The 24,508-nt window shown below is 70.8% G+C and carries 23 protein-coding genes; 7 read left to right on the top strand and 16 right to left on the bottom strand.

The features are described 5' to 3' along the window. Window positions 1-9: 9 nt before the first annotated feature. The 3 genes from ACWEOH_RS09135 to ACWEOH_RS09125 form a co-directional block, all read right to left on the bottom strand. Entirely contained in the window at window positions 10-1,671 is a 1,662-nt protein-coding gene (locus ACWEOH_RS09135) for a SulP family inorganic anion transporter (RefSeq protein ID WP_452030203.1), read from the bottom strand. A 4-nt stretch (window positions 1,672-1,675) separates the two neighbouring features. Further along, complete coding sequence (locus tag ACWEOH_RS09130) at window positions 1,676-3,310, bottom strand: DHA2 family efflux MFS transporter permease subunit (RefSeq protein ID WP_452030201.1); 1,635 nt, start codon at window positions 3,308-3,310, stop codon at window positions 1,676-1,678. Window positions 3,311-3,429: 119 nt separating this feature from the next. Next, a complete protein-coding gene (locus ACWEOH_RS09125; RefSeq protein ID WP_452030199.1) occupies window positions 3,430-4,254 on the bottom strand; it encodes a mechanosensitive ion channel family protein in 825 nt (274 codons plus the stop codon). A gap of 209 nt (window positions 4,255-4,463) precedes the next feature. On the opposite strand from ACWEOH_RS09125, the gene ACWEOH_RS09120 reads away from it, so the two are divergent. Beyond that, the gene (locus tag ACWEOH_RS09120) at window positions 4,464-4,865 is read left to right on the top strand and encodes an SHOCT domain-containing protein (protein WP_452030197.1); all 402 of its coding nucleotides are present in this window, start codon (window positions 4,464-4,466) and stop codon (window positions 4,863-4,865) included. A gap of 60 nt (window positions 4,866-4,925) precedes the next feature. On the opposite strand, the gene ACWEOH_RS09115 is transcribed toward ACWEOH_RS09120, so the two are convergent. From ACWEOH_RS09115 to ACWEOH_RS09095, 5 genes are all read right to left on the bottom strand, one after another. Continuing rightward, window positions 4,926-5,330 carry a DUF7144 family membrane protein gene (locus ACWEOH_RS09115; RefSeq protein WP_452030195.1) on the bottom strand — a complete coding sequence of 135 codons (405 nt, stop codon included), beginning with the start codon at window positions 5,328-5,330 and terminating at the stop codon, window positions 4,926-4,928. A 94-nt stretch (window positions 5,331-5,424) separates the two neighbouring features. Continuing rightward, window positions 5,425-6,621 carry a hypothetical protein gene (locus tag ACWEOH_RS09110; protein WP_452030193.1) on the bottom strand — a complete coding sequence of 399 codons (1,197 nt, stop codon included), beginning with the start codon at window positions 6,619-6,621 and terminating at the stop codon, window positions 5,425-5,427. 124 nt (window positions 6,622-6,745) lie between these two features. Beyond that, window positions 6,746-7,240 carry a DUF2017 family protein gene (locus tag ACWEOH_RS09105; protein WP_452030191.1) on the bottom strand — a complete coding sequence of 165 codons (495 nt, stop codon included), beginning with the start codon at window positions 7,238-7,240 and terminating at the stop codon, window positions 6,746-6,748. After that, complete coding sequence (clpS, locus tag ACWEOH_RS09100) at window positions 7,237-7,527, bottom strand: ATP-dependent Clp protease adapter ClpS (RefSeq protein ID WP_187432660.1); 291 nt, start codon at window positions 7,525-7,527, stop codon at window positions 7,237-7,239. Before clpS ends, ACWEOH_RS09105 begins: the two co-directional genes overlap by 4 nt. Before the next feature lie 58 nt (window positions 7,528-7,585). Beyond that, entirely contained in the window at window positions 7,586-8,713 is a 1,128-nt protein-coding gene (locus ACWEOH_RS09095; protein ID WP_452030189.1) for a class I SAM-dependent methyltransferase, read from the bottom strand. Window positions 8,714-8,782: 69 nt separating this feature from the next. Between ACWEOH_RS09095 and ACWEOH_RS09090 the strand changes: the two genes are divergently transcribed. Beyond that, on the top strand, window positions 8,783-9,490 hold the full coding sequence (locus tag ACWEOH_RS09090; protein WP_452030187.1) for a hypothetical protein: 708 nt from the start codon (window positions 8,783-8,785) through the stop codon (window positions 9,488-9,490). Window positions 9,491-9,546: 56 nt separating this feature from the next. Here the strand turns inward: ACWEOH_RS09090 and ACWEOH_RS09085 are convergent, their stop codons facing one another. The 5 genes from ACWEOH_RS09085 to dnaK all read right to left on the bottom strand — a co-directional run bounded on the left by ACWEOH_RS09085 (window position 9,547) and on the right by dnaK (window position 15,548). Beyond that, window positions 9,547-11,418: an alkyl/aryl-sulfatase gene (locus tag ACWEOH_RS09085; protein WP_452030185.1), complete on the bottom strand. Its 1,872-nt coding sequence runs from the start codon at window positions 11,416-11,418 to the stop codon at window positions 9,547-9,549. A gap of 91 nt (window positions 11,419-11,509) precedes the next feature. Beyond that, window positions 11,510-11,926: a heat shock protein transcriptional repressor HspR gene (locus tag ACWEOH_RS09080; protein ID WP_148733173.1), complete on the bottom strand. Its 417-nt coding sequence runs from the start codon at window positions 11,924-11,926 to the stop codon at window positions 11,510-11,512. After that, a complete protein-coding gene (locus tag ACWEOH_RS09075; protein WP_148733172.1) occupies window positions 11,923-12,918 on the bottom strand; it encodes a DnaJ C-terminal domain-containing protein in 996 nt (331 codons plus the stop codon). The genes ACWEOH_RS09080 and ACWEOH_RS09075 overlap by 4 nt, the downstream gene beginning before the upstream one ends. Before the next feature lie 135 nt (window positions 12,919-13,053). Continuing rightward, window positions 13,054-13,665, bottom strand: coding sequence for a nucleotide exchange factor GrpE (locus ACWEOH_RS09070; RefSeq protein WP_452030182.1), 612 nt, complete (start codon window positions 13,663-13,665; stop codon window positions 13,054-13,056). Between the two features lie 2 nt (window positions 13,666-13,667). Continuing rightward, window positions 13,668-15,548 carry a molecular chaperone DnaK gene (gene dnaK, locus ACWEOH_RS09065; protein WP_452030180.1) on the bottom strand — a complete coding sequence of 627 codons (1,881 nt, stop codon included), beginning with the start codon at window positions 15,546-15,548 and terminating at the stop codon, window positions 13,668-13,670. Window positions 15,549-15,912: 364 nt separating this feature from the next. On the opposite strand from dnaK, the gene ACWEOH_RS09060 reads away from it, so the two are divergent. The 3 genes from ACWEOH_RS09060 (at window position 15,913) to ACWEOH_RS09050 (ending at window position 20,313) form a co-directional block, all read left to right on the top strand. Continuing rightward, on the top strand, window positions 15,913-17,376 hold the full coding sequence (locus tag ACWEOH_RS09060; RefSeq protein ID WP_452030178.1) for a basic amino acid/polyamine antiporter: 1,464 nt from the start codon (window positions 15,913-15,915) through the stop codon (window positions 17,374-17,376). A gap of 45 nt (window positions 17,377-17,421) precedes the next feature. After that, complete coding sequence (locus ACWEOH_RS09055) at window positions 17,422-18,657, top strand: arginine deiminase (protein ID WP_452030176.1); 1,236 nt, start codon at window positions 17,422-17,424, stop codon at window positions 18,655-18,657. A 141-nt stretch (window positions 18,658-18,798) separates the two neighbouring features. After that, complete coding sequence (locus ACWEOH_RS09050; RefSeq protein WP_452031891.1) at window positions 18,799-20,313, top strand: M1 family metallopeptidase; 1,515 nt, start codon at window positions 18,799-18,801, stop codon at window positions 20,311-20,313. Window positions 20,314-20,376: 63 nt separating this feature from the next. On the opposite strand, the gene ACWEOH_RS09045 is transcribed toward ACWEOH_RS09050, so the two are convergent. Together ACWEOH_RS09045 and ACWEOH_RS09040 are read right to left on the bottom strand one after the other, a co-directional pair. Next, the gene (locus ACWEOH_RS09045) at window positions 20,377-21,468 is read right to left on the bottom strand and encodes a cation diffusion facilitator family transporter (RefSeq protein WP_452030174.1); all 1,092 of its coding nucleotides are present in this window, start codon (window positions 21,466-21,468) and stop codon (window positions 20,377-20,379) included. Further along, the gene (locus ACWEOH_RS09040; RefSeq protein WP_452030172.1) at window positions 21,468-21,836 is read right to left on the bottom strand and encodes an ArsR/SmtB family transcription factor; all 369 of its coding nucleotides are present in this window, start codon (window positions 21,834-21,836) and stop codon (window positions 21,468-21,470) included. The genes ACWEOH_RS09045 and ACWEOH_RS09040 overlap by 1 nt, the downstream gene beginning before the upstream one ends. Window positions 21,837-21,961: 125 nt before the next feature. Between ACWEOH_RS09040 and ACWEOH_RS09035 the strand changes: the two genes are divergently transcribed. Next, window positions 21,962-22,534, top strand: a complete 573-nt coding sequence (locus ACWEOH_RS09035) for a hypothetical protein (RefSeq protein WP_452030170.1) — start codon at window positions 21,962-21,964, stop codon at window positions 22,532-22,534. Between the two features lie 2 nt (window positions 22,535-22,536). Here ACWEOH_RS09035 and ACWEOH_RS09030 read toward each other — a convergent pair whose 3' ends face one another. Further along, entirely contained in the window at window positions 22,537-24,120 is a 1,584-nt protein-coding gene (locus tag ACWEOH_RS09030) for an MFS transporter (protein ID WP_452030168.1), read from the bottom strand. 116 nt (window positions 24,121-24,236) lie between these two features. Between ACWEOH_RS09030 and ACWEOH_RS09025 the strand changes: the two genes are divergently transcribed. Beyond that, entirely contained in the window at window positions 24,237-24,503 is a 267-nt protein-coding gene (locus ACWEOH_RS09025) for a hypothetical protein (protein WP_148733165.1), read from the top strand. Window positions 24,504-24,508 lie beyond the last annotated feature (5 nt).

The raw sequence follows: 24,508 nt of genomic DNA, 5'->3' as shown, positions 1-24,508 counted from the left end.
GAATCCCGTTCACGGCGTCGGCGCGGCGAGCGCCGCGATGGCCGCGCGGTTCGTCTCGTAGACCGGCCGCTCGCCCAGCAGGCCCAGGTCGGCGAGGCGACGATGCGCGTCGGGGCGGACCCGGCTGAAGGCGAGCGCGACGTTCCGCCGGTCGAGCCACGCAAGCAGGGCGTCGAAGCTCTCGGCGCCCGTGACGTCGACGTCGGTCACGGCTTCCATGTCGACGACCAGATGGCGTACCGGACCGTTGCCCGCGGCCTCGGCGGCGGTGACTGCGCGCTTCACGGCGTCGTCGAAGACCGTGCCGTTGGCGAAGAACAGCGGCGCGGCGAGCCGGATCACGATCACGCCGGGCGCCGTGACCGCGCCGCTCGGCGCCTCGTCGAGTAGCGAGTCGGTGGGCTCGCCACCGGCCTCGAGCACGTCGATCGCCGGGTTCGCGGCGCGCTTCGCGAGGTTGATGAGCGCGAGCACGAACGAGACGAGGATGCCGGGAATGGCGCCGATGAACAGCGTCACGAGGAAGCAAGCGGCGCCGACCACGAACTCGAAGCGGTCCTGCCGCCAGAGCTGGATGAAGTCGCGGATGCCGAGCAGCGGCAGGATCGCCACGCCGACGATCGCGCCGATCGCGGGCGACGGGATGTCGGCGAGCAGTGCCGTGCCGAACAGCAGGAGCAGCAGCGTGCCGACCGCGAGCACGAGCGAGGGCAGCTGGGTCCGGGAGCCGGCCTGGTCCATGGCGGCGGTTCGCGAGGTGGACGACCCGACGGCGAAGCTGGCGCTCGCCCCGGCGGCGATGTTGCCGACGCCGAACGCGAAGAGGTCGCGGTTCGGGTTCGTGGCGTACCCGCGCTTCTCGCCGTACGACCGGGAGACGAGGAGTCCCTCGGCGGTCGTCACGAGCGTCAGCGCGATCGCCGACGGGATGAGCACGAGCCACGTCGACCAGTCGATGACCGGCCACGTGAGCGCGGGCGGTCCGGCGGGCACCTCGCCGAGCACGTCGACGCCCGCCTTGTCGTCGAGGTCGGCGATCACGACGACGATCGTCGCGAGCACGAGCACCACGAGCGCCCACGGCACGACCGGCAGGAAGCGGCGGCCGAGGAGCAGGATCGCGACCGAGACGACCGAGATCGCGAGCGAGACGAGGTTGGTGGTGCCGAGCCCGGTCACGAGCCCGACCACCTTGTCGACGAACTCGCCGCCGGAGTCGATCGACACGCCGAGCATCTTCGCGACCTGGCTCACGAGGATGTCGAGCGCGAGACCCCCGACGAACCCCACGAGGATCGGCTTCGAGAGGAAGTTCGCGAGGAAGCCGAGCTTCAGCACCGCGAGTAGCACGAACAGGATGCCGCAGATGATCGCCTGGGCCATCGCGAGCGTCGCGTAGTCGGCACTGCCGGCGGTGGCCAGCCCGCCGATCGACGAGGCGACGAGCGCGGCCGCCGCGGCATCCGGTGACGCCACCAGCTGGCGGCTCGACACGACCAGCGCGTAGACGATCGTCGGCACGATCAGGGCGTAGAGACCCGCCGTGGCGGGCAGGCCGGCGATCTGCGCGTAGCCGATGTTCAGGGGGATCGCGATGGCGAGGAGGGTGACGCCGGCGGTGAGTTCGCGAACCAGGTTGCGGCGGCCCAGTCCCGCCAGCGGCTTCTGCATCGTGTCAGCGGCCCTCCGTCTCCTTGGCCGAAGCTGCCAGGGCGGCGGCATCCTGCGCGTGGTACTCAGCGACCAGCTCGACCTCGCGCTGCTTGCGCGGGAAGAAGAAGAACACGAGGATCGCGCCGATCACGACGGCCACGAGTCCGGCGGTGTACGCCCAGTGGTCACCGGCGAGGAACGACTCCTTCGCCGCCGCGGTGATCTGGTCGGCGTACTGCGGGTACTGCTTCGCCATCGCCGCGGCGCTGTCGAACGACTTCGTCAGCTGCGCCTCGGTCGCGGTCGAGATCGAGGACGCCTCGGACGACGCTGCGATCTGCTTCGAGAACGCGGCGGCGTAGCCCGCCGTCAGCAGTGCGCCGAAGATCGACTGCATGAGCGCGCCGCCCAGGTCGCGCTGCAGGTCGGCGGTGGCCGACGCCATTCCGACGCGCGTCGGCGGCACCGACCCGGTCAGCGAGTGCGCGGCGGGCGTCTGGGCGAAGCCGACGCCCGCGCCGACGAACGCGTAGGCCAGGCCGACCTCGAAGTAGCCCGATCCCTCCCGCCAGAGCACGAGCATCGTGAGGAAGCCGAGGAAGACGAACACGTAGCCCGACAGCAGGGTCATGCGCGACCCGATGCGGTCGACCAACCGGGCCGAGATGGGCGCGATCAGCACCATCAGGATCGCCGTCGGGAGGATCGCCGCGCCCGCCTCGATGGTGGTGTACCCGAGGACGTTCTGCAGGAACTGCTGCCCCACGAACATCGCGCCCATGAGCGAGCCGAACACGATGATGCCGGCCACGGCCGCGACCCAGAACGGCGGCCTGGCCGCGACGTGCAGGTCGTACAGCGGGTTGGGCGCCCGGCGTTGGCGCAGGACGAACGCGATGACGCCCACGAGAGTGATGCCCGACAGCACGAGCACGAGCGTGGTGGAGTCGGGGACCGCCGCGAAGTTGATGGCCAGGATCAGCGAGCCGACGAAGACGATCGAGATGATGCCGCCGAGGTTGTCGACCTTCTCGGTCGACTCGTTCACGTGCGCGGGCACGAAGATCAGCGCCATGATGAACGCGACCAGTGCGAGCGGCACGGTGACGAGGAAGACCGAGCCCCAGTCGAACTGCCCCAGGAGCCAACCCGACAGGAGCGGCCCGAGCGCGGCGATCGCGGCCCCGATCGCCGACCAGAGCGCGATCGCGCGGGTGCGCTTCGCGCCGCCCCAGAGCGCCGCGATGAGCGCGAGCGTGGTCGGGAAGCACATGCCGCCGGCGATGCCGCCGAGCATCCGCGCCACGACGAGCACCTCGATCGTCGGGGCGAACGCGGCGAGCAGGCTGAACGGGATCGAGGCCAGCGAGCCGAGCAGCAGCATCATCTTGCGGCCGTAGCGGTCGCCGAGGGCGCCGAGGTAGAGCACGGATGCCGCGAGCCCGAGGCTGTAGCCGACCGCGGTCAGGTTCAGCTGCGTCTGCGAGGCGTCGAACGCCGCGCCGATCGTGGGCAGCGCCACGTTGGCGACGGCGAGGTTGAGATTCGCGATGGCCGCGCCCAGCACGAGCGCGATGAGGACGAGGAAGGCGCGCGGCGGACTGTCCCCCGTGCGACCCGGCGTCGTTGCGACCGTCGGCGTTCCGTGCTCAGCCATGGCGTGCATCCCCTTCGCCGTGAGCGGGTGGGAGCGGTGCCCCCACGGGACACGCTATTGCACCGGGGCGCGACGGCGACAGAGCCCGCGCGGGGGGTCAGCGGCAGGTCAGCGCCCGGTCAGCGCTCCTCGGTGCGCGCCATCGTCGACGGCAGCTCGCTCGTGACGAGCACGTCGGGCCCGCGATCGGCGAGCGCCGCGGCGAGCGCGAGCACGACCGCGCCGCCGATCGACTGGCTCCGCCCGGGCTCGTGCCACACCTGCACGCGCGCGGTCACGCGATTCCCGCCGATCGTGATGGCCCTGGCCCACGGCGCGGGTGCGGCCGGCTCGGCCAGCACGCCGTCGACGGATGCCGCGACCCGCTCGAGCTCGGCCAGCGCCGCCTCGACGCCGTGCTCGCCCAGCGGCGTGCGCACCTCGAGCTCGGTGCGGTTCGCACCGAAGGCGGATCCGTTCACGAACGGGTTGTTGAGGAACGCCGCGTTCGGGACGTGCACCGCCCGTCCGTCGAACGACCGCACGATGACCGACCGGCTCGTGAGCTCCTCGACGGTGCCGTCGTAGTCGGCCGTCTCGACCTGGTCGCCGGGCTGCACGGGCTTGCGGGTCTGCAGCACGATGCCGGCCGAGAAGTTGTCGGCGATGCCCCGCAGCACGAGCAGGGCGACGATCGCCACGATGATGACGATCGCGAGGATGGGCTGCAGCGGTGCCCCGAGGAAGCTCAGCGCGACGCCGACGCCGAGCAGCAGCACGACGATGCCCGAGATGCTCGCGATGCGGCGCTTCGTCTCGGGCGGGATGCCCTCGAGGGGCCGGAGCAGCGCGAGGATGCCTCGGCGCACCAGTCGCGACGCGATCCAGCCGGCGACGACCGAGAGCAGGGCGAACGTCACGTCCCAGGCGCTGAGGGTGGACCAATCGAGGAACTCGCCGCTCACGCGCCCCACCATACGACCTGCCGGCCTCGCGGATCCGGCTGACACGACACGATTTCGGCTACCACCGCGCCAGCCTGCGCGATATGGTGCCCACGGGAGACACCGAGATCAGGGGGATCGCAGGCTCCAGTCGGACCGGCGCACCCCGGAGACGGGCGCGACCCGTCGCCGCCCCCAGCGGCGGCATCCGACATTCTGAAAGGGCTTCGATGAGTTTCTGGAACAGCCTGGGCGACATCCTCTGGTGGACCCTCTGGTTCTTCGCCTTCTTCGCCTACCTCTGGGCGGTCATCGCGATCATCACCGACCTCTTCCGCGACCACAAGCTCAACGGCTGGTGGAAGGCGGTCTGGATCATCTTCCTGGTCTTCGTGCCGTTCCTGACCGCGCTCGTCTACCTCATCGCCCGCGGCAGCGGCATGGCGGAGCGCGCGCAGAAGGAGGCCCGGCAGTACCAGGCCGCGACCGACGAGTACATCCGCCAGACCGCGGGCACCGCGGCGAGCCCGTCGGACGAGATCGCCAAGGCGAAGGCGCTGCTCGACGCAGGCACGATCAACCAGCAGGAGTACGACGCGCTGAAGGCCAAGGCGCTCGCGCACGGCGCCTGAGCCCGACGCGAACGAAGGGGCGGATGCTGCGGCATCCGCCCCTTCGCCGTGTCTGCGCCGCTAGCTCGCGGACTTGAGCTCCCTGCCGTGCACCGTGAGCGCATAGAGCACGAGGATGTCGAGCGCGAGCACGATGAGCGACCACCACGGCTGCACGGGCAGCAGGGCGAGCTGCGAGAGGCCGTTGAACGCGACGAGGATGATCGCCACCACGCGCGCCCAGGTCGCCCCGGCGATCAGCGCGAGGCCGACGAGCACCAGCGCGACACCCAGGATGAGGTGCCACCAGCCCCATCCGGACACGTCGAACAGCAACAGCCCGCCCTCGGTCACCAGGAAGTACGAGCTCTGCGGCATGAGGATCGCCACGAGCCCGTACAGGGCGTCGAAGACCCCCGCGATGATGATGACGATCGCGGCGAACCAGCCCCAGCCGACCCATCCGGAGCTTGCAGTGTCTGACATGTGTTCCCCTCTCCCTCGGCCGCGTCCCCAGGTGGACGCGTGCCGGTACGCGCATCATCCACCCGGCTGAGCGCGCACGTCAACAGGTTCGTGCTCAGGTGAGCGCAGGCGCTCCGGCGGGGTCTCCGACGGCATCGGGGTCGGCGTCGCGGTCCGCGGCCGGGCGAGCCGAGTCCGCTGGCGCCTCCGGGCGGATCACGCCCGCGTTGCGCAGGAACAGGATGATCCAGCTGAAGATCAGCACGCCCGCCACGAGCTCGACGGCGGTGAGGTTGTAGTAGCCGATCGCGAAGAAGACGCCGAGCAGGACGACGACCGCGACGTAGACGTACCCGAGGATCACGAACACCTTCGGCATCGACGGAACCAGACGCGGCAGGGCGAACACGATCACGGCGTAGGTCACGGCCATGCCCGTCGCCACCGTGTTGTGCAGCGCGAAGAACTCGTCCACCGGGAAGATGCCGACGCACGCCAGCAGGACGCCGATGAGCGCGAGCATCGCGCGCACGATGCTCCGTCGACGGACCTCCACGGGTGTCGACGTCGGCAGGTTCGCCGTGCCGTAGCGCGCGATGATCGTGACGATCGCCCCGGCGATGATGAGCGTCAGGTTGAACGCGAGCGACGAGATGTCGTCCGTCATGCCGAGCGCCGAGAGGTTCTTCTGCCACCAGAGCGGATCGCTCGAGCTCAACATGGCGGCCAGCGCCCCCACCACGAGGAACACCGCGACCACGAGCGACAGGAGCATGGGCGTGAGCCGGGCCGCCGAGAGGAACACCGCGTACGCGGTGACGGCGAACGCGGTGCCCGCGAGCACGGCCGCCGGGAACGTGAACACGACCGCGCCGATGAAGCTGCGCTCCAGCACGTCGGCGAGGCCGATCCAGCCGAGCAGGACGATGACGGCATGGGCCACGGCGAGCGCGACGACGTCGAACCAGTGCAGTCGCGCACCCGAGACCTCGAGGCCGTCGTCGACGTGGGACCGCAGCGCCGGCGCGGGCGTTCGCAGGACGACCCGACCGAGCAGGAAGGCGATGAACGCCACCGCAGCGCCGCCGACGCCGGCGAACTGGCCGAGCGACCCCGCGCCCGAGATGGGCACGTCGTCGCCCCAGAAGACGATCCACCCCACGGCGAGCCCGATGACGAACGCCACCGCGCCCACCACCAACGCGACGGACTCGAGCGTCTCCGCATTCTCGGCCGGGTGCCGGAGCACGCGGCGGATCGAGGTGGACGGCTGCGTGCTGCGCGCCGCCGGGGCGCGGGTCGGTGCGGTCATCGGGGCATCCCTCCCGCGACCCCGGGCGGCCGCTGTGGGGATCAGACTGCCAGCCGGAGCCCTCGCTTGTCACGCATCACGTGGCCACCGCTCCGCGCAGGCCGGCCCGCGGCATCCGCTCGGGTCAGGAGTCGATGGGGTCGAGCACCTCGAGCATCGACCCCTGCACGAACCCCGCCCACTCGTAGGCCGCGCGCAGGTAGTCGTCGCGCGTCTCGTCGGCCTCGTCGTCGTCCTCCTCGACGATGCCGACGCGCTCGGCGAGGATGAGCCGCAGGTCGGTGAGGAACGTGAGCCAGCCCCACGCCTCGGACTGGTCGAGCTCGATCTGCACGACCCCCTCGTCGCCGTCGGCCACGGCGGTCGCGTCGCGCACGCGCTGCGCGGCCTGGCGCTTGCCGTCGACGAGGCTCTCGCGCGTGTACCGGCCGAACTCCTGCGACGCCGGCGCGTCGTCGGGGTACGCGTTCGGCAGCAGCCGCCCGAGCGCCGGATCGTCGGCCTCGCCGAGCAGGAGCACCGAGTCGACCTGGTCGGCGAGCTCCGAGAGGAGCATCGCCTCCTCGACCTCGAGCACGATGCGCACGCCCTCGCCTCCGCTGCGCCCGGCGACGATCACGGCTCGCCCCTCGACACCGTGGCCTGCAGGCCGTAGCCGTGCATCGCCTGCACGTGCCGCTCCATCGCCTCGCGATTGCCGGATGCCACGACGGCGCGCCCCTCGTGGTGCACCTGCAGCATCAGCCGCTCGGCGACCTCGCGCGGGTACCCGAAGTACGTGCGGAACACGTACGTCACGTAGGTCATGAGGTTGACCGGGTCGTCCCACACGATCGTGCGCCACGGCTGCTCCGACACGTCGCGGGTGGTCGTGTCGGCGTCGAGCTGTTCGAGCGTGGACGTCACCCGTCCAGCCTTCCACGACGGCCGTCCCGACGGAACCCGGATGCGGCGACGGCGGACATCACGCCCGCCGCGACGCGGTGACGGTGAACTTCGGGTTGCGCGCGACCTGGCGGGTCGGTCCGACCGCGCGCTCGAGCAGCGGCCGGTACCGGAGGTGCGAGTTCCAGACGCACCACAGCTCGCCGCCGGGCGCCAGCACGCGCGCCGCGTCGTCGAACAGGTGCGCCGCGATGCCGGTGTGCAGCGCGGCATCCGAGTGGAACGGCGGGTTGAGCACCACGAGCGGCTCGCTCGCGTCGGGCAGGAGCTCGAGCGCGTCGGCCTGCGTCACGGTCACGCGATCGGCGACGCGGTTCACCTCCGCGGTCTCGCGAGCGGATGCCGCGGCCGCCGCCGAGCGGTCGGTCGCCGTGACCCGCAGCCCGGGCCGGCTGCGAGCGAGCCACGCCGCCACCACGCCCGACCCGCACGCGAGGTCGACGGCGGACGCGGCATCGGGCATCGCGCCGTCGAGGTGCTCGAGGAGGAAGCGGGTGCCGATGTCGACGCCGGTGCCGGCGAACACGCCGCCGTGCGCGACGACCGTGACGCCGAGGTCGTCGTGCCGCTCGCCGCGCGGCCAGCCCGGCGACGACGGCTGCCGCTGCGCGCGCGGGCCCCGCGCCGTGAGCACGCGCGACTTCTGCCGGGCGCGCGACACGTCCACCCGGTCGAACCAGGCACCGAGCACGTCGTTCATCGCGAGCGACATGTGCTTGATGCGCCCGCCCGCGACGACGACCACGTCGGATGCCGCGTGCCGGGCCACGAGCCCTGCGAGCTCGTCGAGCCGGTCGAGGGACCGTGGCAGGCGCAGCAGCACGATCCGCGCGCCGTGCAGCAGCTCCGCGCCGAGCGGCAGCGACCGGACGCGGTCGGCGAGGCCCGCGCGCGCGGCGTTCCCGGTGAGTGCCCGCTCGCCCGTGACGAGGTCCTGGTGCACGCGGATGCCGCGGGCGCCCGCTGCGGCGGCGCCCAGCGCGAGGGCGCCGTAGGCGTCGTCGAGCACGACGAGATCGCCGTCGCCGGCACCCGCAACGAACGGTGCGGACTCGTCGAGGATGAGGCGGTCCGCGGCATCCGAGGCCTCGAGCCCATGCCCCTCGACGTCGGGGTGGCGACGCAGCAGGGCGAAGTCGAGGGGCATGGCCCAAGGCTACGCGCGGCCGTGCAACCCGGTGCGGCTCCCGGTTCGGTTTGCTACCCTCGTGCCCGCATGCGTGACGCAGGACTGCAGTTCCGGGGGGAACGGCGCGCGGCGAGGATCCACGCCGCGAGCCTCGAGCATCGCGCCCGGATCGGTCGACGGCTCGCGCCGCTCGCGGCGGCGGTCGCCGTGCTCTCGCTCGGGCTGACCTTCGCGCTCACGCCGCAGCCACCCGCCCCGGCGCAGCCGCCGGGCGTCGGCGAGGCCTTCTCGGGCGACACCCAGACCGTGAGCGTGGCCGCCGACGTCGCCGCACCCGACGTGTCGCACGAGTCGTACGTCTCCACGACCGGCCCCGAGACGCTCGTCGAGTCGGGCACCAACCACGACTGGGCGAAGCTCGTGCTCATCTCCGGCGACTTCCCGCTGACGCAGGCGAACATCGACGTGATGCTGCGTTGGATGCGGCAGGAGAACGGTCCCGACAATTGGTGGAACCGCAACAACCCGCTGAACAACGGCAACGGCTCGGGCGGCGGATCGGGTCTCGGCAGCTACGCGACCCTGTCGATCGCGGCCGAGTACGCCGCCGACAGCCTGCGCCGATACGCGTTCTACGACGCGATCGAGGCCTCGCTCGAGGCCGGCACCGACGCGAACGCCACGGCGCAGGCGATCTGGGCGTCGCCATGGGCCACCAGCCACTACGGGTACGGCTCGCACTGGTCGACGGCGCCCGTGAAGGTGATCACGGCGCCCGAGTCGGCCTGGGGCTGAGCGCCCCGGCGAATCCGGACGCCGTGACGTCGTGACGTGCCGCGGCGTCGACGTCGTCAGGGCACGACGATGTCGAACGCCGGATCGCCCTGGTCGAGCACGCCGATGAGCTGCTTCAGGACCTCCATGTCGCCCGTCACCTCGACGCCGTCGGATGAGACGTCGCCGCCGGCGAGCCGGAGCAGACGCGGCTTGTCGAGCGACAGGTGCAGCGCGGCATCCGGCGCCGGCTCGCGCTCGACGTACACCAGCACGCCGTTGCGCAACGTGAGGTGGAAGCTGCGGCCGAGGTCGGAGAGCGTGAGATCGAGCGCCAGGTCGAGGTCCCACGCCCTCGGGCCGTCGACGCGGATCGCGACCGCGTCGAACAACTGCTCGGGAGTGAGCTGGGCCAAGATCGCGGGGGCGGCCGTCGACGTGGGCGTGCCGAAGTTGCCCTCCCGCAGCTCCGTCGCTCCCGAGAGGAAGAAGTTCCGCCAGGTGCCGTTCTCGGAGCCGTACGCGAGCTGTTCGAGCGTGTCCGCGTACAGGGCCCGAGCGGCCGCGTGCGCGGCATCCGCGAACACCGCGTGATCGAGGAGGGTCGCCGCCCACCGGAGGTCGCCCGCATCGAACGCCGCCTGCGCGAGCTCGACGACCCGGTCGATGCCGCCGATCGCGTCGACGTACCGCTCGGCGAGCGCCTGCGGCGGATGCGGCCAGAGACGAGCCGGATTGCCGTCGAACCAGCCCATGTACCGCTGGTAGATCGCCTTGACGTTGTGGCTCACGGACCCGTAGTAACCATGCGTGCTCCAGTTGCGCTCGAGGGCCGGCGGGAGCTGGATGACCTCGGCGATCTCGGCGCCCGTGAGGCCCTGGTTGAGCATCCGCAGCGTCTGGTCGTGCAGGTAGGCGTAGAGGTCACGCTGGATCGAGAGGAAGCGACGCACCTCGTCGGCGCCCCACGTCGGCCAGTGGTGCGACGCGAAGACCACATCGGTGCGGTCGCCGTAGCGTTCGATCGCCTCGGTGAGGTACTGCGACCACACGTGCGGGTCGCGCACCAGCGCGCCGCGGAGCGTGAGCAGGTTGTGCAGGTTGTGCGTCGCGTTCTCGGCCATGCACAGCGCCCGGAAGCGCGGGAGGTGGAAGTGCATCTCCGACGGTGCCTCGGTGCCGGGCGCCATCTGGAACTCGATCTCGACCCCGTCGATCACGTGCGTCTCGCCGGTCTCGCGGATGTCGAGCGTCGGGACGATCATCGTCGCCTCGCCGGTCGAGGTCGTCTGGCCGAGGCCGGCGCCGACCTGGCCCTTCGGCCCGCGTGCGAGCGCCGCGCCGTACATGTAGCCGGCGCGGCGTCCCATCGCGGTGCCGGCGTAGACGTTCTCGGCCACGGCATGCTCGACGAAGCCCTCGGGGGCGATGATCTGCACGTCACCCGCGTCCACCTCGTCCTGCGACACGATGCCGAGCACGCCGCCGAAGTGGTCGATGTGGCTGTGGGTGTGGATCACCGCGACGATCGGACGATCGCCCCGGTGGGCGCGGTACAGCTCGAGGGCCGCGACGGCGGTCTCCTTCGAGATGAGCGGGTCGACGACGATGACGCCGGTCTCGCCCTCGATGAACGACATCACCGAGAGGTCCAACCCGCGCACCTGGTGGATGCCGGGAACCACCTCGTAGAGTCCGTGCTTCGCGACGAGCTTCGACTGCCGCCACAGGCTCGGGTTCACCGAGTCGGGCGCGTCGCCGTCGACGAAGTCGTACGACGAGGCATCCCACACCACCGCACCGCGGTCGTCTCGGATGACCGGATCGTCGAGCGTGCCGATGAATCCGCGGTCGGCGGCCGCGAAGTCGGCGTCGTCGTCGAACGGCAACGTGGCCGACAGGGCCTCGTTCGCGGCGATGACGGCCTCGGACGGTTCCCGTTGCTGCATGCGTGTGCTCCTTCCCCCGGGGGAGCTTCCCCCTGAGCGAGCCTCCCGCATCGGGAACGCATGGCGCAAGGAAGGGGGGACGCGACCCGCGCTACTCGCGGTCGAGGGGCCGCCACACGACGACGGCGTTCTCGCGGCGCACGCGCGTGCCGGTGCGGACCGACACGATGTCGCCGGCGGAGCCGGCGGCGAAGACCCGGCGTCCGGGCCGGTTGAGCATCTCGTCGGCGAGTGCGGCCTCGAGCTCGCGCACCCGAGCACGGAGGCCCTGCACCTCGTCCTCGAGGCCGAGCACGCGGCGGATGCCCTCGAGGCTCACGCCCTCGCTCGAGAGCTGCGCGATCTCGCGCAGCTGCATGACGTCGCGCATCGAGTACCGCCGCGACTTGCCGGCCGTGCGGGTCGGCGAGACGAGTCCCATGCGGTCGTACTGCCGCAGCGTCTGGGGATGCATCCCGGCAAGGTCGGCTGCCACCGAGATGACGAACAGCGGGCTCGACTCGTTCATCGCTGGCTCCTCGCCTTGGCGAGCAGCTCCTCACGCGGATCCTCGTCGGGCAGCAGCGCCGCGAACTCCTCGAGCTTCTCGCTCGCGTCCTTCGAGAGGTGCGACGGCACGGCCACCTGCACCACGGCGAGGAGGTCGCCCGTGCCCTTCTTCGTCTCGACGCCGCGGCCCTTCACGCGCAGCACGCGGCCGCTCGGGGTACCGGGCGCGACCCGCAGCTTCACGGGCTCGCCGCCGAGGGTGGGCACCTGGATGGTGGCGCCGAGCGTCGCCTCGGCGAACGTGACCGGCACCGTCACGCGGAGGTTCAGGCCGTCGCGCTCGAACACCGGGTGCTTGCGCACGTTCACCGTGAGGATGAGGTCGCCGGCCTCGCCGCCGTCGGGTGAGGGGTGGCCCTTGCCGGGCAGCTTGATCTTCTGGCCGTCGGCCACGCCCGCGGGGATGCGCACCGTGATGGGCTTGCCCTCTGCGGTCTGCAGCGTGATCTGGTCGCCCTTGGTGGCGGTGATGAAGTCGAGCGTCGTGGACGCGGTGACGTCGCGGCCCTTGGTGGGTCCGCCGAAGCCGCGGTAGCCGCCGCTCGGCGTGCCGAAGCGGCCACCACCGAACAGGCCGCCGAGCAGGTCGTCGTAGTCGCCGCCCTGCTGGAACGTGTAGCGCGTGCCCCCGCCGCCCTGGCCGCCGAACATGCCGCCGAAGACGTCCTCGAAGCCGCCCGCGCCGCCCGCGCCGGGCGCGGTGAATCGCGCGCCGGTGCCCATCGCACGGATCGCGTCGTACTCCTTGCGCTCCTCAGCATCGGCCAGCACCGAGTGCGCCTCGCTGATCTCCTTGAAGCGCGCCTCGGCCGCGGCATCCCCCGGGTTCTGGTCGGGGTGGTACTTGCGCGCGAGCTTGCGGTACGCCTTCTTGATGTCGGCGTCGCTCGCGTCCTTGGAGACGCCGAGCACCTGGTAGAAGTCCTTGTCGAACCAATCCTGACTGGCCATCGGCACCTCCTTCCTGAAGTCTGTCTGATGAACCGGTGGTCGAGTAGCGCCCGGCGGAGCCGGACGCGTATCGAGACCCCCTGGAGCGTCTCGATACGCGTCGCCTCCGGCGGCGCTACTCGACGACCGTGATCACTACTGCGGCGTCTTGACGACGACCTTCGCCGCGCGCAGCAGCGTCCCGCCGAGCAGGTAGCCCGTCTCGACGACGTCGGCGACCGTGTCGGTGTCGACCTCGTCGGACGGCTGCTGGAAGATCGCCTCGTGCCGCGTCGGGTCGAACGGCTCGCCGACCTCGCCGAACGGGGTCAGCCCGAGCTTCTCGACCGCCGCGCGGAGCTTCGCCGCGATGGTCGCGAAGGGGGCGTCGCCCTCGAGGTCGCCGTGCTTCTCGGCACGGTCGAGGTCGTCGAGCACGGGCAGCAGCACGGACACCGCCGCACCGACCGCGCGCTCCCGCTCGACCTCGCGGTTCGCCTCGGTGCGCTTGCGGTAGTTCGCGTACTCGGCGGTGACGCGCTTGAGGTCGGCGAGGTGCTCGTCGCTCGGCTCCTGCACCTCGGCCTGCGCCGCGTTCAGGATGTCGTCGACCGTGAGCACCTCCTCGTCGGTGTCGGCCGCGGCATCCGTCGCCTCGACCTCGCCTTCGTGCGCGCCCTCGGGCTGCCGAACCTGACCCGTCTCGGGGTCGATCCGCCGCTTGTCGCGGATGATCGGCTCGTCGTGGTTCTGGTTCTCGTCCGACATGATTACTTCTTCTCGTCCTCGTCGTCGATGACCTCGGCGTCGACCACGTCCTCGTCGGAGGAGCTGCCGCCGTCGGTGCCGCTGGCGGAGGCGTCCTCACCGGGGTTGCCCGGGTTGGCGCCCGCGGGCTGCTGCTGCGAGGACGCGTAGATCGCCTCGCCGAGCTTGCCCTGCGACTGCGAGAGCTTGTCGAACGCCGACTTCACGGCCGCGTCGTCGTCGCCGGCGAGCGCCGACTTCAGCGCGTCGACGTCGCCCTGCACCTCGGACTTCACGTCCTCGGGGAGCTTGTCGTCGTTGTCCTTGATGAGCTTCTCGATCTGGTAGACGAGCTGCTCGGCCTGGTTGCGCGTCTCGGCGGACTCGCGGCGCTTCTTGTCGTCGGCCGCGTGCTCCTCGGCGTCGCGCACCATGCGCTCGATGTCCTCCTTGGGGAGGCTCGAGCCGCCCGTGATGGTCATCGACTGCTCCTTGCCGGTGCCCTTGTCCTTGGCGGACACGTGCACGATGCCGTTCGCGTCGATGTCGAAGGTGACCTCGATCTGCGGGATGCCGCGGGGGGCAGGGGCGATGCCGGTCAGCTCGAACGTGCCGAGCGGCTTGTTGTCGCGCGTGAACTCGCGCTCGCCCTGGAAGACCTGGATCGCGACCGACGGCTGGTTGTCGTCGGCGGTCGTGAAGGTCTCGCTGCGCTTGGTGGGGATGGCCGTGTTGCGCTCGATCAGCCGCGTCATGATGCCGCCCTTGGTCTCGATGCCGAGGCTGAGGGGGGTGACGTCGATGAGCAGCACGTCCTTGCGCTCGCCCTTGAGGACGCCCGCCTGGAGGGCGGCGCCCACGGCGACGACCTCGTCGGGGTTCACGCCCTTGTTGGGCTCCTTGCCGGTCTCCTGCTTCACGAGCTCGGAGACGGAGGGCATGCGGGTCGAGCCGCCGACGAGCACGACGTGCGCGATGTCGGAGACCTTGATGCCGGCCTCGCGGATGACGTCCTCGAAGGGCTTCTTGGTGCGGTCGAGCAGGTCGCTCGTCATGTTCTCGAACTGCGCGCGGGTGAGCGTCTCGTCGAGGTTGGCGGGCCCGTTCTCGGTGAGCGAGAGGTAGGGCAGCTGGATGTTCGTGGACATGGAGCTCGAGAGCTCCTTCTTCGCCTGCTCCGCGGCCTCCTTGAGGCGCTGCAGCGCGATGCGGTCCTTCGACACGTCGACGCCGGTGGTGTCCTTGAAGCGCTTGATCAGCCACTCGACGATGCGCTGGTCCCAGTCGTCGCCGCCGAGGCGATTGTCGCCCGCGGTCGCACGCACCTGGATGGTCGAGAAGTCGTCGTCCTTGCCCACCTCGAGGAGCGAGACGTCGAAGGTGCCGCCGCCGAGGTCGAAGACGAGGATGAGCTCGTCCTCCTTGCCCTTGTCGAGGCCGTACGCGAGGGCCGCGGCCGTGGGCTCGTTGATGATGCGGAGCACGTTGAGGCCGGCGATCTCGCCCGCCTCCTTGGTGGCCTGGCGCTCGGCGTCGTTGAAGTACGCGGGGACGGTGACGACGGCGTCGGTCACCGTGTCGCCGAGGTACTGCTCGGCGTCGCGCTTCAGCTTCTGCAGGATGCGCGCCGAGATCTCCTGCGGCGTGTACGTCTTGCCGTCGATCTCCTTCGACCAGTCGGTGCCCATGTGGCGCTTCACCGACGCGATGGTGCGGTCGACGTTGGTGACGGCCTGGCGCTTGGCGGTCTCGCCGACGAGCACCTCGCCGTCCTTCGTGAACGCGACGACCGACGGGGTCGTGCGGAAGCCCTCGGCGTTCGCGATGACCGTGGGCTCGCCGCCCTCGAGCACGCTCACGACGGAGTTCGTGGTGCCGAGGTCGATTCCTACTGCTCGTGACATGTGTGTATCTCCTTCTGCCGGGAGCCCGCACGAGCGGATGCCGCGCACACTCCATCGGCGGTCGGCCCGGCCGTCCTGGCCCGCGACCGAAGTCAATGGCGTCGGAACTTGAGTCCCAACGGCTCAAGTGTGTCAGCGGCCCGAGGAACGTGTCAAGTCGGATCCGCCGAAGTTGAGCCGACTCGACTCAACTCACGGCTGGTTCCCAGTATTCGGGCGGCACGGGGCCCGGTGGCGTCGCGCGTCGCCTCCTGCGCCACGGCTCTTGCGGCGGCATCCGGGCTGCGCTAGACACGGGATCGGGCCGCGCGCCCGCCCTGCACCGTTCGCACCTGGGGGATCGAGCACTGGGGAGGGACGACCGATGACGACCGCCGCCGAGACGTCGACGACGACCTCGAAGCTCAGCCTGCCGGCCCTCACCGCCATGGTCGTCGGCTCGATGGTCGGTGCCGGGGTGTTCCAGCTCCCGGCGCGCTTCGCGAGCCAGACCGGGGTCTACGGCGCACTGATCGCGTGGGCGATCGCGGGGCTCGGCATGCTGACGCTCGCCCTCGTCTTCCAGACCCTCGCCGTGCGCAAGCCGAAGCTCGACAACGGCGTGTACGTCTACGCGCGCGAGGGGTTCGGCCTCTACCCCGGCTTCCTGTCCGCCATCGGCTTCTGGGCGTCCGCATGCGCCGGCAACGCGTTCTACTGGGTCCTCATCATGACGACGCTGAGCCAGCTGTTCCCCGACCTCGAGCCGCTGCTCGGGCAGGGCGACACCTGGCCGGCGTTCTTCATCTCGGCGGCCGCCGTCTGGAGCTTCTTCCTCCTCATCCGGCGCGGGGTGAAGGAGGCGGCGGGGATCAACCTCATCGTGACGCTCGCGAAGCTCGTGCCGCTGGCGCTGTTCCTCGTGCTCGTCGTCTTCTTCCTCGACTGGGACGTGTTCGTCGCGAACCTCGGCGGCGGCGCCGACGCGCCCGGCGGCGAGTCGCTGTTCGAGCAGGTGCAGGGGACCATGCTCATCACGGTCTTCGTCTTCCTCGGCATCGAGGGCGCGAGCGTGTACTCGCGCTACGCGAAGCGCCGCGAGGACGTCGGCCGGGCCACCGTGCTCGGGTTCCTCTCTGTGCTCGCGCTGTTCGCGTCGGTCTCGATCCTGTCGTACGGCATCCTCCCCAAGGCGGAGCTCGGCGCCCTGCCGCAGCCGTCCGTCGGCGGCGTGCTCGAGGCCGCGGTGGGCCCGTGGGGCGGCGCGTTCATCCGAGTCGGGCTGATCATCTCGGTGCTCGGGGCGTACCTGGCATGGCAGCTGCTCGCCGCCGACGTCGTGTACGCCGCCGCGCGCGACAACGACCTGCCCCGCCACTTCGCCGTGCTCAACCGGCGGGAGGTGCCCGAGCACGCCGTGCTCTGGACCTCGATCTTCGTGACGGCCATCCTCTTCGCGGTGCAGTTCGTGGGGAATGCGCTCGACTTCACCCTCGACCTGACCGCGGCGCTCGCCCTCGCGCCGTACGCGCTCGCCAGCGCCTACGCCGTCAAGATCGCCCTGCGGCGCGACGGGTACGGCGACGTGGCGCCGGCACGACGCACGCGCGAGCTCGTGATCGCGGCCGTCTCGACGATCTACACGCTCTTCCTGATGTGGGCGGCCGGCTACGTGTTCCTGTTCCTCGCCTGCATCCTGCTCGCGCCGGCGACGGTGCTCTACATCCTGGCCCGTCGCCAGCAGGGCGCGCGGGTCTTCACGCGGCCGGGCCTGGTCGTCTTCATCGTCGTCCTGGCCTTCGCCGTGGTCGGCGTCGTGCTGCTCGCCACGGGGGTCGTGCAGATCTGATCAGGTGCGAGCGGATGCCGCGCGCACGACGGAAGGGAGCGCTTCATGCCAACCACGTTCGGGGTCCACTCCGAGGTCGGCCGGCTCAACCGGGTGCTCGTGTGCCGGCCCGGACTCGGACACGAGCGCCTCACGCCGAGCAACAACGACGCGCTGCTGTTCGACGACGTGCTCTGGGTGCACAACGCCAAGCGCGACCACCACGACTTCGTGCTGAAGCTGCAGGAACGCGGGGTCGAGGTCGTCGAGCTCCACGACCTGCTCGCCGAGACGCTGGGCGTGCCCGGTGCGCGCGAGTGGCTCCTCGATCGCAAGATCACCTCAAACGAGGTCGGGTACGGCCTCGTCGGCGACACCCGCGCCTACCTCGACTCCCTCGACGAGGCGCTGCTGGCCGAGCTGCTCATCGGCGGCCTCTCCACTCGCGAGCTGCCCGACGAGTTCCGCTCGGACGCCCTCGCGCTCGCCAGGGAGTCGTCGGGCATCGACGAGTACCTCATGGCTCCGCTGCCGAACACGATCTACACGCGCGACACCACCTGCTGGATCTACGGCGGCCTCACCCTGAACCCGCTCTACTGGCCGGCACGCCACGGCGAGACACTGCTCATGAAGGCGATCTACGAGTTCCACCCCGAGTACACGGGCAGCACCGTCTGGTGGGGCGACCCCGAGGAGGACTGGGGCCAGGCGACGCTCGAGGGTGGCGACGTCATGCCGGTCGGCAACGGCGCGGTGCTCATCGGCATGAGCGAGCGCACGTCGCGGCAGGCGATCACGCAGGTCGCCGCGAGGCTGTTCGCGGCGGGTGCGGCGACCCGGGTCGTGGTCGCCGGGATGCCGAAGCTCCGCGCCGCCATGCACCTCGACACGGTGTTCACGTTCGCCGATCGCGACCTGGTGACGTACTACCCCGACATCGTGGACGGCATCCACGCGTTCTCGCTGCGGCCGGCCGACGACGACGGCATCGAGGTCACCGAGGAGCGCCGGCCGTTCGTCGAGGTGGTCGCCGACGCGCTCGGAGTGCCCCGCCTCCGCACGGTCGAGCCCGGCGGCGGGTGGTACGCCGGCGAGCGCCAGCAGTGGGACAGCGGCAACAACGCCGTGGCCGTCGAGCCCGGCGTCGTCTTCACGTACGACCGGAACACTCACACGAACACGCTGCTGCGCAAGGCCGGCGTCGAGGTGATCACCATCGTCGGCGCCGAGCTCGGCCGCGGTCGAGGCGGCGGCCACTGCATGACCTGCCCGATCTCACGCGACCCCGTCGACTATTGAGGGACGGGTCGGTGATCGGATGCCGCGTCCCCGCTCGCGGCATCCGGCCCTCGCTTCGGGTCTTTCGGGCGGAGGTGCGCGCGCCCTAGAGTTTGGCGCAACTGTGCGTCATACGGAACGTTGGGAGGACTCGTGAACAGGATGAGGACACGGATGCTCGGCGGGGCGACCGCCGCGCTGGTGGTGATCGCGGGGCTCGGCACGATCGGCGCAGCCGCCGCGCCGAAGGGGCCCGGACCGCGGTACACGGCGGGAGCCGACGGCGCGGGCGACCCGTACTTCCCGTACTCGGGCAACGGCGGCTACGACGCGCAGCACTACGACCTCGACGTCAGGTACACGCTGCCCGAGGCGACGGGACCGCTCGAGGGACACCTCGAGGGAACCGCCACGATCGACCTCGTCGCCACCCAGGACCTCGACCGGTTCAACCTCGACCTGCGCGACATGGACGTGACGGCGCTCAGCGTCGACGGCAAGGCCGCCGCCGAGGTGGCCGTGCCCGCGGCCGGCGTCGAGGTCGACGGCGCCGCGTACTGGCAGGTGCAGGACGACGACGCCCGCATCTGGGAGCTCACGGTGCAGCCCCGCCCGAAGATCAAGGCCGGCCAGCACGTGCAGGTCGTGGTCGAGTACGAGGGCACGACCACGCAGCCCGAGGACATCGAGGGCGCGCTCTACGGCTGGGTCACCATGCGCGACGGCGCCATGGTCGTGAGCGAGCCCGAGGGCTCGATGACGTGGTACCCGGTGAGCGACCACCAGACCGACAAGGCGACCTACAGCTTCGCCATCACGGTCCCCCAGGGCAAGGTCGCCGTCGCGAACGGCACGCAGTCGAAGCCCGCGGAGACGGCCGACGGCTGGACGACCTGGTTCTGGGATGCCCCCGACGCGCAGGCCAGCTACCTGACAACGGCGTCCGTGGGTGATTTCGTCCTGCGGCCGACGTACTACTCGACGAGCGGCGTGCCGATCATCGACGCGGTGGACGCGAACCTGACTCCCCCCCGACTTGCCACGACGAATGCGAGCCTGGCCCGCCAGGTCGAGATGATCGACTTCTTCGAGAGCCGGTTCGGCCCGTATCCGTTCGGCTCGGCCGGGGCGATCGTCGACGACGACACGGTCTTCTACGCCCTGGAGACCCAGACCCGGCCCGTCTACTCGCGTCAGGCCTCCGAGGGCACCGTCGCGCACGAGATCGCGCACCAGTGGTTCGGCAACGCCGTGAGCCCCGAGGGCTGGAAGGACATCTGGCTCAACGAAGGCTGGGCGACCTACGCCACGTGGCTCTGGAACGAGGAGGAGGGCGACGCGACCGCGCAGGAGTCGTACAACGAGTGGTACGCCGAGGAGCCGGCCGACTCCGACTACTGGGAGCTCCAGATCGGCGATCCGCAGCCGCTCGGGCTCTTCCAGGGCCCGGTCTACGACCGCGGCGCCGGTACGCTCCATGCCCTGCGCCTCGAGGTCGGCGACGACGCGTTCTTTGAGGGCGCGCAGCTCTGGCTCGACCGCTACGACGACTCGACGGGCTCGGCCGAGGACTTCCAGGCCGTCTACGAGGAGGTCTCGGGCCAGGACCTCGACGACTTCTTCCAGACCTGGCTGTACGACCAGGAGAAGCCGCCGACCACCTGGACGCTGCCCTAGGCAGCCGCACGTCGATCGGCCCTCGCGCGTCGGAGCATCAGCCCGGCGCGCGAGGGCCGATCGTCATTCCCGGTCGAGCGCCTCTGCGACCGACGCGTGCACCGCGAAGCGGTCGAGATTCGGGACGGCCCGGCGCACCCGCGCCTCGGCCTCCGCCGCGACGGCCTCGGCCGCTCGCAAGGTCGGATCGCCGGCCAGCACGACGTCCGCGTCGCCCGAGAGCCGGTGCCCGCTCCAGCGCAGGCGCACGGATGCCACGCCGACCACGCCGTCGACGTGATGGAGCGCGTGCTCGGCGCGATCGAGCAGGTCGGGCTCGATCCCGTCCATGAGGCGTCGCCCGACACTCCGCACGGTCCCCCAGAGCAGCACCATGATGACGGCCGAGATCGCGAGCCCGATGATCGGGTCGGCGATCGGGAAGCCGAGCGCGACGCCCGCCGCGCCGAGCACGACGGCGAGCGAGGTGAACCCGTCGGTGCGGGCGTGCACGCCGTCGGCGACGAGCGCGGCGGATCCGATGCGACGCCCCACCCGGATGCGGTAGATCGCGACCGCCTCGTTGCCGGCGAAGCCGATCAGGCCGGCGAGCGCCAGCAGCCCGAGGTGCTCGACGGGCCGCGGATCGATCAGCCGGTCGATCGCCTGCCACGCCGCGACGACCGCCGAGAGCGCGACGACCGCCACGATGAAGAGCCCCGCGAGATCCTCGGCGCGACCGTAGCCGTACGGATACCGACGCGACGGCAGCCTGCGGGCCAGGGCGAACGCGATCCAGAGCGGAACGGCGGTCAGCGCGTCGGCGAAGTTGTGCACGGTGTCGGCGAGCAGGGCCACCGAGTCGCTGAGGAACACCACGGCGAGTTGGAGGAGTGTCGTCGCGAGCAACACGAACAGGCTGATCTTGAGGGCCCGCACGCCCTGGGCGCTCGCCTCCAGCGCGTCGTCGACCGAGTCGGCCGCATCGTGCGTGTGCGGCACGAAGAACTCGCGCAGGATGCCGCGGATGCCGCGTCCGTGCTCGTGGTCGTGGCCCTCGTGCTCGTGCGGGTGGTCGCGGCCGTCGTGGCCCTCGTGCTCGTGGTCGTGTCCCCGGTGCTCGTGGTCGTGATCGGCGTGCTCGTGGCCGCGCCCATGCGGGTGCGCGTTCGCCATCATGCGGTCCTCCCGGTGTCGGCGGCCCGGTGGTGCCGCGGGTGCTCGTCGATGGCGTGCTCCGCCTGGAAGATCGCGTCGGCCACGAGTCGTCGTGCGTGCTCGTCGGCGAGCCGGTAGAACACCCGCGTTCCGTCCTGCCGGGTGGTCACCATGCGGGCAAGCCGCAGCTTCGCGAGGTGCTGCGACACGGCGGCGGGCGACTTGTCGACGATGTCGGCGAGATGGTTGACCGACAGCTCCTCGTCGCGGAGCGCGAGGATGATGCGGACCCGGGTGGCGTCGGCGAGCATCGCGAACACCTCGACGGCGAGCTCGACGTACTGGCTGTCGGGCGTGAGTCCGTATTCCCGCGTATCTGCATTCATACGCAGATATTCGCAGACGACGGATGCCGCGGCAAGGCGAGGCCCCGCTTCAGCCGCGCTGCGCCTCCGCCACCTCAGGGCCCGCCCCGATGGCTCCAATCGCTCCCGGGCCTAGGCTCCGCACCATGACACGACGCCTCGTGCTCGGCAGCACCCTGCTCGCTGCCGGAGCCCTCGCCCTGCTCGCCGGCTGCAGCGCCCCCGAACCCGACCCCACGCCCGTGCCGACGCCGTCACCCACCGCGACGGCGAATCCCACGCCCGCACCGTCACCGACGTCCACCCCGGCGCCGGATGCCGCTGCGCCCGTGCCCACGTGCGACACGGTCCTCACCGATGCCGAGTACGCCTCGCTCGCCGAAGACGGGCTCTCGCTCGAGCACGCGAACGGGTGGCTTCTCGGCCCGGCGATGGAGGCGCTCGCCGCCGACGGCGCGCTGACCTGCGAGTGGCATCGATCCGGTGGCGACATCAGCGTGTGGTTCGCCCAGCTCCCCGAGGACGAAGCGGCGTGGGCGTCACGCCGAGCCGGGCTCGAGGCATCCGGTTGGACCCTCTCCGACGATCCGATCCCCGGCACGCTGCTGGCGAGCCCCGACTACGACGGCAACTACCAGCCCTCGATGCTCCATTCCGACGGCGTCACCTACTTCGTGAGCTACGGCCGGTTCCTGAGCTCGGTCGCGGCGCTCCAGTAGCCTCAGCCGAGCATCATCCCCTCGCTCGCACCCGACGCCTTGGGATCGGGCAGTCGGCGCATCCGGAACCCGTTCAGGATGCCGAGCACGCCGGCGAGGATCGGCACGAAGAGCGCCACCTGCAGCGCGATGTTGCGCGACTCGGTGTTGATCGCGATCACCTCGGCCTGCACCTCGGGCGTCTCGTCGGCGAGCAGTTCCTCGAGCCCCGAGTTCGACATGATCTCGGCGTCCTCCTCGAGGACCGTCGAGACCTGCTGCTGCTGCTCGGGCGAGAGCACCGTGCTCGCGTCGGCGCGCGCGGTGAACGTGAAGGCGAGCGTCGCGAGCATGATCGCGCCGGCGAACGCCAGGCCGAACGAGAGGCCGAACGAGCCCGCGGCCGAGTTCACGCCCGCCGCCTCGCTCACCCGCTCGTCGGAGATCGGCGAGAGGGTGTAGTTGTTCAGCTGGGACACGAGCAGGCCGAGGCCGCAGCCCGAGATGATGAGCGGGATCGTGAGCCACCAGCCCGAGTCGGCGATCGGAACGATCGGCACGAGGATCGCAAGGCCGGCCACCACGAGCACGAATCCCCACAGGATGACGACCGCAGGGCGGCGCTTCAGCCCGCGGCCTGCGAGCAGCGCGATGACGAACATGCTGAGCGACAGCGGCGCGATCGAGAGGCCCGCCTGCAGCGCGTTGTACTCGAACACCATCTGCAGGTAGATCGGCAGCACGATCATGGTGCCGCCCAGCGCGACCTGCTGCAGCAGCTGACCGGATGCCCCGGTGCGGAACATCTTCGACTCGAAGAGGGTCGGGTCGAGCAGCGTGGCCTTGCCGCTCGCCTTGCGCCGACGGAGCCACCACACCAGCCCGCCGAGCGCCACGACACCCAGGCCGATGATCACGCCGACGTAGCCGCCGCCCTCCTGCCACACGAGGATGCCGGTGACGACGCCGCCCATGCCGATGATCGAGAGCGCGGCGCCCACGAGATCGACCGACCGGTCGCCGTGGTACGGAACGTCCTTCACGAGGCCGATGCCGGCGAGCACGACGGCGATGATCACGGCTTCACCCGCGAAGCCCCAGCGCCACGACCAGAGCGTCGTGATGAGGCCGCCGAGGAGCGGGCCGACGGCGGCGGCGATGGCGGCCGACGCCCCGACGAGGGCGTAGACGCGCTTCTGGTGCTCGCCCTCGAAGTTGCCGTGGATGAGCGACTGCATCGCGGGCAGCAGGAGCGAGGCGCCGATGCCGCCGATGACCGCCCAGAACAGGATGATCGCGCTGAGGTTCTGCGCGAGGGTCATGGCGATGGCGCCGACGGCGTAGCCGAGCAGGCCGAGGATGTAGGCGAACTTGCGGCCGATGAGGTCGCCGGTCTTGCCGCCGATGAGGATGAACGCCGCCGAGACGAGCGCCTCGAGCGCGATCGCGCCCTGCACGCCGCTCACCGTGGTGTCGAGGTCGTGCACGACCGCGGAGATCGACACGTTCATGAGCGACGTGTCGACGACGAGCACGAACATCGCCATCGCGAGGAGGATCGCGAGACGGAAGTTGAACGGCGCCCCAGGCGCGCCCTGCCCACTCATGACAGAACACAACCACAGTCGGACCGGCTGGGACAGACCCAAACCGCGCGCCGCCGTCACCGGGCGCTGGCAGAATGGGGAACCGGATCACGGAGCACTCGCGAAGGAGCCACGACATGGCTGAACCGATCGAGGTCGGACTCGTCTCGTACACCCTCTCGGCCGACTACTACGCGGGCGTCGGAGCCGACTTCGACACCGAGGCGGTCGACGACGCCATCCTCGCGCGGTTGAACGAGCTGGTGCCGACGGGCGTGGTGGTGCACCGCAACGGCCAGGCGTTCGCGGAGCCCGATGTCGCCGACGTCGCCCGCGAGCTCGACTGGCAGCACCTGCTCTCGCAGATCGACATCGACCAGATCCTCGCCGACCACGCCCGCTGAGCCCG

The sequence above is a fragment of the Agromyces sp. NPDC004153 genome, assembly GCF_053603635.1.
Note: the sequence above shows the minus strand (reverse complement) of the source record. Positions and strands in the feature narration are given on the sequence as shown.